The 11,912-nt window shown below is 41.7% G+C and carries 11 protein-coding genes and 1 tRNA gene; 2 read left to right on the top strand and 10 right to left on the bottom strand.

Features of this window, described 5'->3' with window-relative positions; genetic code table 11:
- Positions 1–583 (bottom strand): S-layer homology domain-containing protein (locus ACKQTC_RS09030; protein WP_408978114.1); only part of this gene is annotated, 583 nt, incomplete at its 3' end.
- Between the two features lie 396 nt (positions 584–979).
- Here ACKQTC_RS09030 and ACKQTC_RS09025 point away from each other — a divergent pair.
- Positions 980–2,023, top strand: a complete 1,044-nt coding sequence (locus tag ACKQTC_RS09025) for an AAA family ATPase (protein ID WP_408978113.1) — start codon at positions 980–982, stop codon at positions 2,021–2,023.
- Between the two features lie 28 nt (positions 2,024–2,051).
- The gene (locus ACKQTC_RS09020; protein ID WP_408978112.1) at positions 2,052–4,277 is read left to right on the top strand and encodes a S8 family peptidase; all 2,226 of its coding nucleotides are present in this window, start codon (positions 2,052–2,054) and stop codon (positions 4,275–4,277) included.
- A gap of 58 nt (positions 4,278–4,335) precedes the next feature.
- Here ACKQTC_RS09020 and ACKQTC_RS09015 read toward each other — a convergent pair.
- From ACKQTC_RS09015 to ACKQTC_RS08975, 9 genes are all read right to left on the bottom strand, one after another.
- A tRNA-Trp gene (locus tag ACKQTC_RS09015) sits at positions 4,336–4,403 on the bottom strand.
- Positions 4,404–4,425: 22 nt separating this feature from the next.
- Complete coding sequence (locus ACKQTC_RS09010) at positions 4,426–5,475, bottom strand: HigA family addiction module antitoxin (protein ID WP_408978111.1); 1,050 nt, start codon at positions 5,473–5,475, stop codon at positions 4,426–4,428.
- 18 nt (positions 5,476–5,493) lie between these two features.
- Positions 5,494–5,790 carry a type II toxin-antitoxin system RelE/ParE family toxin gene (locus tag ACKQTC_RS09005; protein ID WP_408978110.1) on the bottom strand — a complete coding sequence of 99 codons (297 nt, stop codon included), beginning with the start codon at positions 5,788–5,790 and terminating at the stop codon, positions 5,494–5,496.
- 147 nt (positions 5,791–5,937) lie between these two features.
- The gene (locus ACKQTC_RS09000; protein WP_408978109.1) at positions 5,938–6,603 is read right to left on the bottom strand and encodes a thermonuclease family protein; all 666 of its coding nucleotides are present in this window, start codon (positions 6,601–6,603) and stop codon (positions 5,938–5,940) included.
- Positions 6,604–6,650: 47 nt separating this feature from the next.
- Positions 6,651–7,307 (bottom strand): copper amine oxidase N-terminal domain-containing protein, encoded by a 657-nt coding sequence (locus tag ACKQTC_RS08995; protein WP_408978108.1) that lies wholly within the window; start codon positions 7,305–7,307, stop codon positions 6,651–6,653.
- 37 nt (positions 7,308–7,344) lie between these two features.
- A complete protein-coding gene (locus ACKQTC_RS08990) occupies positions 7,345–9,393 on the bottom strand; it encodes an S-layer homology domain-containing protein (protein WP_408978107.1) in 2,049 nt (682 codons plus the stop codon).
- A gap of 62 nt (positions 9,394–9,455) precedes the next feature.
- Positions 9,456–10,136 carry a class B sortase gene (locus tag ACKQTC_RS08985; RefSeq protein WP_408978106.1) on the bottom strand — a complete coding sequence of 227 codons (681 nt, stop codon included), beginning with the start codon at positions 10,134–10,136 and terminating at the stop codon, positions 9,456–9,458.
- Positions 10,137–10,167: 31 nt separating this feature from the next.
- Positions 10,168–11,304, bottom strand: coding sequence for a prealbumin-like fold domain-containing protein (locus ACKQTC_RS08980; RefSeq protein ID WP_408978105.1), 1,137 nt, complete (start codon positions 11,302–11,304; stop codon positions 10,168–10,170).
- Positions 11,305–11,478: 174 nt separating this feature from the next.
- The gene (locus tag ACKQTC_RS08975) at positions 11,479–11,739 is read right to left on the bottom strand and encodes a hypothetical protein (protein ID WP_408978104.1); all 261 of its coding nucleotides are present in this window, start codon (positions 11,737–11,739) and stop codon (positions 11,479–11,481) included.
- Positions 11,740–11,912 lie beyond the last annotated feature (173 nt).

Raw genomic sequence — 11,912 nt, 5'->3', positions numbered from 1 at the left:
TGTACATTTGCTTGACAGGTTCAATGTACCAAGCATTTTCAGGAACGTCCTTAAAGGTGTCCTTGGACCAGCCATTAACCTCTTTCGGGTATTCTCCATCATATAGGCGGTGGAATACTGCCGCTGCCTCAGCCCGAGAGATGAAGCGTAGGGGTCTGACTGTCTTATCCGGATACCCCACAATATAGGGGATATCTTTCGTTAAATAGATATTGGTAATTTCTTTTTCGTAAGTTTTAAAGGTGTAGCCGGGGATTTTCTCTTCTCGGACATCCCGGTCGTTGTCATCATTGTAGGTCTTGGTTTCAGCCAGTTTTTTACCGCCGGAACCGTTTATAAAGTTTTCAGTTACTCGCACCATTTTGGTCTTATTGGTATCGTTTGCCTTCTCCGCTTCTTTCTTAGTTTCTGCTGCACCAGCGGCAGGAGAAAGAATACTGGTTAAACAAAACGAGGCCAACAGCCCGGCTGCAAGAAACCGTTTGAGTTTTTTTCTTGGCATCTCGAGATCCTCCCTTTGATAGGAAATGTTTGAACGTTCAATGTGAAATAGACAGATTATTTGCCGCTCTGTTTTGCTCATTAACTTTCCAGCTAAAGGGTTTACGGGCCGCTTGTTTTCAAGAGAACCACCTCCTCTTATTTAGGAAGCAAAAGCCCGATACATCTAAACTTTTTTATAGTTTAATCTCAACATGTTTATGGATTTTGGGGGACTCACCTCTTTATATCAGCTATTTATATATCTACCACATTTTACCATATTTAAATTTTAACATCAACATTTTCTCATTATTTCCTATACGGAAAATCCCTTGTAAATGGATTAACCATTACAAGGGATCTTCTATTACCGGAAAGTTTCCCGTTATATAGTCCCACTTTATTGAGTATTTGTCCCTTATGTGCTATACTTAAAATAAGGCTAAATATATAAATTTAGACAAATCACTGAAGTGCATTTTAAGGGGTGATTACGGTGAAAAAAAAGAATGTACTCAACTTAATTAAATACTACTCCGAAAATAATGATGCTGGATTCCGAACTGAGGCTTATGAAATAGCAAAGGCTTTTGATAAGATTGGGGACTACCAGTTAGCTGAATATATTATGGCGCTTCTCTCCGAAGCCAATACTTTTGTTCCCCAAGTTGAAGAAAGCGATTTAACTTACGTCAAAAAAAGTGAAAAAAGCACAAAGCCTCTACCTCTGCCTGATGCAATAAAAGAAGATGTTGTCGGAATCATCAATGCCGTTGGGCATAATATCGGCATAAATAAATTCCTCTTCCAGGGACCTCCAGGAACTGGCAAAACAGAAACTGCTAAACACATTGCGCGAATTTTAGATAGGGAATTGTTTGTAGTCGACTTTACCGCAATCATTGACAGTAAAATGGGCCAAACCGGAAAAAACATTTCAGATCTTTTTTATGAAATCAACCAGCTACCTCATCCGGAGCAAGTCGTAATTCTCTTTGATGAAATTGATTCTATAGCACTAAACAGAACAGATACAAGAGATATACGAGAAATGGGGAGAGCTACCTCTGCGGTTTTAAAAGGGCTGGATCAATTAAATCCTAATGTTCTTTTGATTGCAACAACTAATTTGTATAGCTACTTTGACAAGGCACTGTTGCGCAGATTTGACTCCTCTGTAGATTTTAGCAGGTACAGCAGAGAAGATTTATTAGAAATTGCAGAAATCGTATTGAACTATTACCTGCCCAAATTTAAAAGGCTATCAAAAAACGTACGCCTGTTTAGAAAAATTATTGGTTTAATGGATCCACTCCCTTACCCCGGTGATTTAAAGAATCTGATTAAAACAGCTATGGCCTTCAGTAATCCAAACAGTGAATTCGATTATTTAAGACGTTTGTATCAGTCTGTCATAGGCGAGACGCCTAGCGATAAATTTAAAACAATGCAATCCCAAGGCTTTACTGTTAGAGATATAGAGATTCTAACCGGCGTATCAAAAAGCCAAGTCTCTCGTGACTTGCAGGAATCCAAATAATCATTGGGCATAATTAAGGAGTGTTTTTATGAACAATATCCTGCACTTAAAAGGGCAATTAGCACAGAAAAGTAGCCCCAGCAAGCCTGGACCTGCAAATCTTCCAAAAGACAAAAAGGTTACTATAGAACACTTAGCCTCTTTACGGAACGATTTGATTGCTGTAAAAAGATTTTGGGAAACAAGCCCGGTTGATATCAACCCTCTAGTAAGTGCCTACTATACAGACGTTGTAGCAAAAAGCAATCGTATAAAGGGGATTTTCCCTAAAGGAGCTGACAACAAAGTTGTCGGAGCAAAGTTTACTTCAGGGCTTGAGAAAAAACATATTATAACGCATTGTATTACTCCTCATCTCCTCTCTAATGCAATTGATGCCCTTGAGAAGGCCATTAAACTGGCAGCCTGCTTCGGGGACGCTGTTAGTTTTTGTAATATCAAAGACATTCATGCAAAAAAACACGAGGAGCTATTCAAAGATATTTCTCGCTCAAGTTTTACTCAAATAGTTGTAGATGCTTACTACCTAGAAAGGCTTTTTATAGACAATTCTTCCCCGGACTTAGCGAATAGCGCTATTATTACCCTCTATGAAACTGGAGTTACAACTGAGAAAATCATGAAGCAGCTTGGTTTAGATGTTTCAAGAGCAAGAATAATAGATGGGACAACCATACTGCTCTCTCCTGAACAATATAGTCAGTTAAAAGCTAAAGCTCCCTACTTAATAGCTATGGGCGTCAGTGACATAGCAGAACTAGAAAAAGATATGCTATTAGGTAACACTAGCCATGTGATGAAAATCCCCTCCCCCTCTTCAGAGCCAACAATTGGTGTAATTGATACCATGTTCGATAAACGGGTCTATTTTTCTGAATGGGTTGAATCTAAAAATATGCTAGATGATAGCATAGAATTAAGACCTGAAGATTATAATCACGGCACACAAGTTAGCTCCATAATCGTTGATGGCGCTAATATTAACCCCGATTTGGATGACGGTTGCGGAAGGTTTAAGGTTAGACATTTTGGTGTTGCAACCAGTGGTAGATTCAGCTCTTTTACTGTAATACGACTGATCAAGGAAATCGTAGAAGCGAATAAGGATATTAAAGTTTGGAACTTGTCGTTAGGGGCCGCATTAGAAATAAACGAGAACTTTATATCTCCGGAAGCTGCGATTTTAGACAAGCTTCAATTTGAAAATGATGTAATTTTCATAGTTGCCGGGACAAACAAAGGACATAATCCTGATATAAGGAAAATAGGAGCACCGGCAGATTCAATTAATTCTCTTGTCGTTAATGCCGTTGATTTTCAAAATAAGCCTGCTAATTATTCCCGAGAGGGATTAGTACTTTCTTTCTTCAATAAACCGGATATTAGTTATTACGGAGGGGATAGGGCCAAAGGGATTTCCGTTTGCTCCCCTTGTGGGCAAGCAAGTGTAATGGGAACCTCATACGCTGCTCCCTGGATAGCCAGAAAGATGGCTTACTTAATATATATAGCCGGCTTGTCAAGAGAGGTTGCTAAAGCACTAATTATTGATTCTGCCACTAGCTGGTCTAAAGACAGTTTTGCACCTTACCTCATGGGTTATGGTGTAGTCCCTATTAGGATTGAAAATGTACTTCAGTCTAAAAACGATGAAATTAAATTCATTATTTCTGGAACGGCGGAAAAATTTGAAACATACAGTTATAACATCCCCGTTCCAATAAATAAAAGCAAGCATCCTTTTGTTGCTAAGGCTACTTTATGCTACTTCCCCTCATGTTCACGTAATCAAGGGGTAGATTATACCGATACCGAAATGGATATCCACTTCGGTCGACTGAAAAAAAATAAAACCTCCACAAGCATTGAGTCAATCAATCAAAATAGGCAATCTGACGAGGGGTATTTTGCTCTAAAAGAAGAAAAAGCAAGAAAGCTTTTTCGAAAGTGGGATAATATTAAACACATAAGAGAATATCTACTAACGGAAAAAGGTAATAAAAGGCAGCCGAAAACAGTTAAGGAAAATGGATTATGGGGATTGAGCATAAAAACTAAAGAGCGGCTAGGAACTACTGGTAAAACCCCACTTAACTTCGGCTTGGTTGTCACATTAAAGGAAGTTAACGGAATCAATCGTATTGAAGAATTTATTCAACAATGTCAACTAAGAGGATGGTTGGTGAATGAAATAGATAATCAGACCAGACTTGATATCTATAATTTATCCGAAGAAACAATCTCATTTGAGTAAAACAAAAAATCCCTTGTAAATGGATTAACCACCTACAAGGGATTTTCTATATCACGGGGCATAAGGATTTGAACCCTGGACCTGCGATTTTGGAGACCGTTATTCTACCAGCTGAACTATACGCTTATGTGCAAATTGACGGCCGACCCTATCTAAATACATATTTTATCTTCAAGTCATTATAAAAGCTAAAGGGAAGATACCCCTCTTTTTGCAATCTCCCTACGACAATGCCCGGACTAATACCAACTTCTTCCGAGAACATCAGAATAGCGGATTTGTTATTGAAATCCCCATTAGAAATAAAAGACTGAAATTGACAATCTTCAATAAGTGCATTTCTTGCAAATGAATCTGCCGCCCTCTCTTCCTCTTCTGTCAATCCTTTGCCTAAAGAAAGATGCCCCAAAACAATGTGTCCTATCTCATGAAAAAGGCTAAACCAAAATTTATCTGCATCCCGGCCACGAAGAGTAAGACCGATAACAATTTTCGTCCTATCTTGAAAAGTGGCTCCATGGAGGAATGAACCGCCTATATGCGGTAATAAGACCAAGGCAACACCACATTTTTTTAAAATATCACATAGGGCAGGAGAAAAGTCCGCTGGATCTTGAACGGTCATATCTCGCAAAAGCGGTATCGAGCGGATAAGCCTTTCTATATTAATTGAACTGGTTTCAATTGAACGAGCTTCAAGCTTTGCTTTTTGAGCCCAAGCAAGCAAAGCATAATCACTGTTATTGCTCTCTCTTAGTTGCCTACAAGCAATATTAGAAATTGGCGGTTTATTAATTAAATTTAGCCGGACTACTTCAAAAAATTTACGCAATGCAAAGACCCGTTGCTTCCTATTTCCGGTTTTCTCAATCCAGCCAAGCTTGGACATTTCGTTATAAGGTATTTTTTTTATTATTTCTAAGTCAGCATCCATATCATTTTCAGCTTGTACCTTCACAAGCTTGTCTCTATAGATGTTTTCCAATTTACTCCAAAACTCACTGGGAATACCTAAGACCATTTCTAAGCGCATTGCCATTTCCGGGGTAAGCGATACTGTACCATTTATTAACTGGCTAATGTGTTTTTCAGACATATCCATTCTAGCAGCAAATTCTTTTTGGGTCATGTTGCGGCTCATCAACTGCTCTTTTATGGTTTCTCCCGGAGGCGTTGCAATATATGTCCTACTTCTCATTTTCTCGCACCTCCATATTTAATGATAATCGACTATCTCTTGAATAATGGCCACTTGAATTTCCTCACCTTTTTTAATAAAGATCAATCTGAACGGGTGAACAAGATCGACAGCATATTGATTCTTTCTATTGCCATTTAGAGGATGGCATCTGCCAAGATTAAACCTAACCATCATTTCAACACTAGAAGCAGCCTCAATTTCACTCATCCGCTGCTGAATCTTTTCTGCCATTTCGAAACCATAATGCTTTGTAGCAAAATGCGCATTTCGACATATTTTTTCAAGTTTTTTGCTTTTGAACGTTATTTCCAAACCACACCTCATTTGCAAACGATCGTCCCTTTTTATCTATTTTATCCCGAAAGCAGCTATCCGTCAAATTTTTATTTACCTGTAAGGTAAATATTCTAAAACTGTAAAAAAAAGCCGTAGGTCAATTCCCACGGCTCTCTAAGCTTTCTACACTAAAGCTACAGCCCTTCCTGTTTCCCTGTTTTCTTTATTTTTCCAAAGGCCAAAGCCTTCTTTTCTGGGCTGCTTAGAAAGGTCTGCAAACACCTTTTCATACTTGACGTCCGGCGGAAAGGTGGCAGGCGCAGCATATCCCTCGCTGACTAAGATTCCATTCACCATATCCGCCTGAACATCTGCTTGTCCCATTTGATTGCTAATTGGCGAATTAATCCATACATACCTGAGGAGCCTTCCATACCGGTCTGTATCTGATACATCTCTTTCTAAGAACACCTCCTGTCCCTCTTTTAATATAGATTTAACGTAATCCGAGGCTTCTCGTCCGTAGTATTCCTGTTTGCCATAAACTTCCGGTGTATCTACACCAATGAGCCTAACCTTGTACTCCACCCCCTTTATTTCCACAAGCAGGGTATCGCCGTCTACAACCTTAACGACACTGGCTTTCGTCAGCTGGTCTACATATTCTCCGGTGGCTTTTGGTCGCTCACCAATGATATTCATAGACTTGGCTGTGTCTACTGCCTTTTGTACTGTTCTTACACTAGGGTGGTCTATTTGGTTCAAAATATCTGTATTAGCACTAATATAGCCTGCCGGCAAGAGAAGAAGGCACAAGAGAGTGCCTATGAATTTACTGGTTTTACGCATACAAAGGGGCAGAAGCTATTAACTCCTGCCCTACCTCCTTTTCTTATTTATTTAACGTCCTTGAAAATATTCACAACACGGTCTTTATCATGCCATACAATGGTGTTTTGCCAGTCCCTATCGCCTTGGCTGGCGCCAAATAGAGCGGCTACCCGGCTAATAGGGAGATAGATGTGTCCATTAACGTTATCCGGTTTCGGAATATCTATTTGCAGGGCATATCTCTCACCGGCTTGGTTGTACAGTCTATAGCTGCCGGTATCAATGTTAATGACGAGTTTACCGAGGGAGAGGGCATTGGTTCCATTATCATTATTAACGAATGTCGCAGTCCGGGTCGAGTCATCATAGGAAACATCCATACCGAGGGTGTAGGCTACAAACCGCATGGGGAGCATGGTTCGACCTTCCTTGATATAGGCTTTACCGGTCATGCCAACAGTACGCTGGTGATCGCCTTTAATGTAGCGGTAGTAGGGAGCCTCAATGATGAACTGGGCGTATTCTTTAAGTTGGGCTTGTTCAACTTGATTAGTTTGAGTGGCCCGTATCGGAGTAGGGACAGCCCTAGTGGCCCCTTGGAGGATAGTTGCCTGTTTATTGACCCCACCCTCGCTTGCCATGGCTACCGGGGAAAATACACTGGTTACGCCAAATGACGCCAGCATAACAGCTGCTGCAATGCGCTTTATTCTATCTGACATGGTGTTGCTCCTTTCTGAACGCTTTGAACTCGCATTTTTACTCCCCTAAAATCCTAGCATGTGGGTTAGTAATACCACCATCCGGTGTTGTCCCAATTACTTCAAAAATGTCACCTTTAGTAAGGGTGTAATTGTTATTAAAATAAATTTTAGTGTATTTACCGACATCTACTGGACCTGTGCCGACCGACTTAGCTAGCTTCTCATAGCCTTTATTTCTTTTTCCTACAGCTTCTGCATGGCAACTATCATAGATACGGATGGTCCCTGTTACATTAGGTTCATATGCCTTTAACTCCACGTAACCATTACCAATCCTTAATCTCCTAATCATAAGATCTACAATTTTAGTTGCTTCATATTCCGGCTTAATCTCCCTACTATTCCCAAATTTATCTTCTAGGGTGATTCTGAAGTTCTCAAAATCTGCTCTTTTCAGCTTATCAATATATATTTCTTTTTCAGTCTTAGTGTTAACCTCACGAATTTGTTTACCGCCTAGATTCGTATACTTTACAATAACGGTATCTGTTTCTTCGTCAAAATTATATAATTTTAGATTAACCCACCGTCTCCATAATTCATCTTCTGCCTCAGCTTTAACATCAGAAACTTCCGCATTAGGGGCTACTGTGTCTAGGGCCACTGGGTCTGAATCTGCAAACGCCAAATACTTGGCTCCATGCCTCTCTTGAGAGCGAATAACTAGCTCTCTACCAGCCTGAAGCTTAGCTTTGGGGATCGTAAATTCTTCAAGGAGAGGCTCGTCTTCACCCGGTTTCATGTCTTTATCTAGGACAACTGGTTCAGCTACAGAGACAAAGTTATCGCCATCTAAATAACCAATGGTATACTTAGAGCCTGCCATATAAGGGGATGGCACTTTAAACTCCAGTTTAGCATTACCCTCAGGATCATTTCTCAGCTGCTTAAATTCTATAACCTTACGGCTTTTTTTGCTTGTCTCCTTATCTACCTTGCTAGAGCTGCCGGAGGTACTAATCCCTTCGTAGATATACTTAACAACCCGGGCCTGACCAATGTATTTCACACCGGTAAAGTCTTTGTGGCCTCTTCCAGTCTTATCTTCACGCCGGACATCATCAGCAATGGCATTGCCATCCTCATCTACATACTTTTCTACGACCACATTCACATCATCCGAACTGTACTCTTTGCCTTGCCAGTCCTTGGGATTAGGGCTGTGATCTACAGTAGCCTCAAGCATATCTGCAAAAAACCAGTCGCTTCTGTTGAGGTCTGTATAGGGATTATCTGCATAGTACTTGTCTGCCTGCTCTTCTGTTAACTGTCTACCGGTCACCCGGTTAATAACAGAAACTGTCTCCGCCCGAGTGATATGGTTTTCAGGCTTAAAACTGCCATCCGGGTAACCGCTCACCCATTTATTAGCAGCTGCAAGAGCAATATCATTGGAATACCACTTATCCTTATATACATCTGAAAAACTAAAGCTCTTGTTGGTAACCCTATCATTGCTATCGTTAAACTGCTTTGGATTAAAACGGTTGGCTAGGGCGGTTAACTCAGCCCTTGTAATGGGGTCATTGGGCCTAAATTTACCGTCTTCGCCGCCTACAATACCGCTTTCATACATTTGCTTTAAGGGCTTAATATACCAAGCATCCTCGCTCACATCTGAGAACATCCCCGGTTTCCACTCTCTTGTTGCTTTAGGAAAGTGGCCATCATATAGCCTGTAAAAGATAGCCGTAGCTTCAGCCCGGGTCATATATCTAAAAGGCCTGACCGTCTTATCCGGGTAGCCTACAAGGTAGGTTAAGTTCTTGTTGAGATATAGGTTCGTGACGTCTTGCTCATAGGTCTTGAATTCGTAACCGTCAATATCCTTGGCCTTGTATTCGGCATCCGGCTTTTCCTTGTAGGTATTCGGCTCAGCCAACTGTTTACCACTTATGCCGTTAACATAACTCTCTACAACCTTAATCGTCTTTTCCGGATCCTCTTTGTCGTTGGCTGCCATAGCAGCAGAGGGCAAGACACTTGTCAGCCCAAAGGACGCAATTAGAACGGATGCAGCAACTCTTCTAATTCTCTTTGACATGATAAAGCTCCTTCCTTAGTTTTGTGCAATATTTACAGTTCTATCTCAACGTCAACCTAGGCTTACTCCTCTATCAAGCAGACTACTGCCCTTTCATCATTGCTACGATTAGAGCAGGTAGATAGGATGATGGTTTGCTTGTTTTCGTAAAGCTCTGCTTCAGCCTGAATAGATGACCTATTCCTGAGCATTTCTAGGTAACGAGCGTAATCATCGTCCGGCACATTCCGGTATACAGCATTTACGTCAGCTCTGTTATTGGTGTCTAACATAAAGGCTGAGAAGACCTTGTACCGCCTTTTAATGCCACCCTCAGCCTTGTAAAATTCAAAGACCGGGTGGTCATTGACATAGGCCGGTTCGTCCAAATACTTATGCAAGAGAGAAAACTTAACCGGGTTGGCATAACTTTGGTTATGTCCATAAAGGATAATGTTGTTTCCTGCATAGATCTTAGACCGGTGGTCTGCAAAGATCGTGCCATATTCCGTTGCAGCCCCATCAAATCGCTTGTCTAGATAGGTTTTATTATCCTCAACCTGAACAACAGGGTAGTTAATGATTGTACCCGGGAGCCTTATCCAGCCTACCGTGTCCGGATTACGCTCCTTTAGGGCTGCAAAGTCAATATCCAAGAGAGAGTCCTCTGCCTGCTGAGTGACTTCTTTACCCAGCCCCTTGTCGAAGTTCATATCTTGCCGGTTTTGCATATGAGCATAGCCGGCAAAGGATAGGGCAACCACAGCTAGTAAAAGACATAGGCCGGACAGCCACTTAAAAGCGGAAGCCACGGCAAATATTCCTTTTAGCGTATTTTTGGTAGATGGTATAAGAAAGGCCACTTAGGGCAATGAGGATGGCGCTAATAACACCAAAGACCTTGGCCTTATCTGTAAGACCAGTTTGCGGTACATTTTCCCCACTGCTAAAGAGACCGCCACTGTTGCCGCTTGTTGGCGTGCCACTGTTACCAGTCTGTCCGACTACCGCTTGTTGGTCGCTTTTAGTGGCTTCTGTGGCTGTGGTGGTTTCCCCGGAGACATTGAAGTCAGGGTCAATGCTCACTTGATATTTTTTATCATCTTTGGCATAGCCTTGGGCTGGTTTGGTTTCTTGGTAGGTGTAAGTGCCGGATTGGTCAGGTGAGAAGTACACCCGGCCCTTGTCATCCGTTAAGTCCTTAAACACTTCTTTGTTATCCTTATCCCACACGGTGATTTCGGCGCCCTTAATGACATAGCCTTCCTTGTCAGTCCGAGTGAGAACGATAGTCCCCTCTTTGATGCCCTGGCCAGCTTGACCTTCCTTCGTTTCGGAGGTTTCTCGTTTTTCCTTGAGGTCTGCCTTATTTTCCTTGTTGTCTTTGTTTTCGGTTACGCTCGCTGCCTTGTGTTCTTCAGCTGTTTCCTTAGTGGCATCTCCGCTGGTGATTTTTTCGTAAGCTTCCGGCACACCTTCAGCCATTCCGCTTAAAAGCTCCCGGTAGGCAACGAGGGTAGCATACTCTTCTTGGTTAGAGAGTTTTTTTACAGTTTCCCCATAAGCCTCTAAATTAGTCCTAGACCCGTTGGTAATCTCTTCTTCAATCACCTTAGCAGCCTCTTTCAGGCTTTCCTTTTCAGGAGGGCTAAACTGGCTTTCCTTCGCAAGCGTGTAGTAATCCAAGGTTTTATTGAGCTTGTCTTTGAGTTCGCTTGTACTCACTAGATTGGTCTTAACCTCTTCCCTGCTATCATCCTTGCCTTGTTCTTGGTCTGTAGCGGCTCTATCTGCATGGTGTTCTGTAAGCTCGCTACTTGTTTTCTCCAGACTTACTGTCGCATCTGCCGCTTGAGCCGGTAGGCTTAAAATCGGCGCTAGGCCCAGCATAAGGGCAAGTACAGCAGCAGGGATCTTCTTTCTTGTAGACATGACAAGTGCCCCCTTCCTTATTCTTGGATTAGTCTGTCTAACATGAACGCCCTATCTTGCCGGCGCTTATAAGCATATTTACTAACTGCCGCACAGAAAATAGCGAGTGCGACAACCTTTTTCTTGGTCATAGCCATAAATGAATCCCCCCTCTCTAAAAGACTTATTTAGGCTTTACTCCTCATATTTATCTAAAAAGGCTAGGGCTGCTGAAGAGGCTTTGGAAAGTTGCAAGAGCCTGCCTCGCAAATCCGGTATGTCTACGTGTTCCAAGTTATCCCACGGGATATCTACAAGGCAGTCATACTGATCACAGACGTCATTCAAAAACACGCCCAAGTCCATATGAAAATCTTCTTGACGAGAAACGTTAAAGCTTTTCACCTCGTTATAGCTGGCGCCTAGGATATCTGTATAATCAAACCAATTTTTCATCAAAAATCCAGCAAGGAAACCCCCAACTTTAGCTGTGGGGAGGAATTGCCGTTCACATCCTTTCTGTTAATGTTGTTTTTCTTGCTTCTACAAACTGTAGCTTCTTGTAGGATATGGAGCCTTTATTGACCTTGTTTCCCTTTAAATCCCTAATGTCAAATGCTCCGGTCTGT

The organism is Peptococcus simiae (assembly GCF_046097595.1).
GTDB lineage: Bacteria > Bacillota > Peptococcia > Peptococcales > Peptococcaceae > Peptococcus > Peptococcus simiae.
This window is presented reverse-complemented; position numbering and strand designations above follow the sequence as displayed.

Excerpts from the sequence above, each read along its gene's own strand:
- ACKQTC_RS09020 (WP_408978112.1), top strand. The coding sequence starts at position 2,052 with ATGAACAATATCCTGCACTTAAAAGGGCAATTAGCACAGAAAAGTAGC.
- ACKQTC_RS09010 (WP_408978111.1), bottom strand. The coding sequence starts at position 5,475 with ATGAGAAGTAGGACATATATTGCAACGCCTCCGGGAGAAACCATAAAA.
- ACKQTC_RS09000 (WP_408978109.1), bottom strand. The coding sequence starts at position 6,603 with ATGCGTAAAACCAGTAAATTCATAGGCACTCTCTTGTGCCTTCTTCTC.
- ACKQTC_RS08995 (WP_408978108.1), bottom strand. The coding sequence starts at position 7,307 with ATGTCAGATAGAATAAAGCGCATTGCAGCAGCTGTTATGCTGGCGTCA.
- ACKQTC_RS08990 (WP_408978107.1), bottom strand. The coding sequence starts at position 9,393 with ATGTCAAAGAGAATTAGAAGAGTTGCTGCATCCGTTCTAATTGCGTCC.
- ACKQTC_RS08980 (WP_408978105.1), bottom strand. The coding sequence starts at position 11,304 with ATGTCTACAAGAAAGAAGATCCCTGCTGCTGTACTTGCCCTTATGCTG.
- ACKQTC_RS08975 (WP_408978104.1), bottom strand. The coding sequence starts at position 11,739 with ATGAAAAATTGGTTTGATTATACAGATATCCTAGGCGCCAGCTATAAC.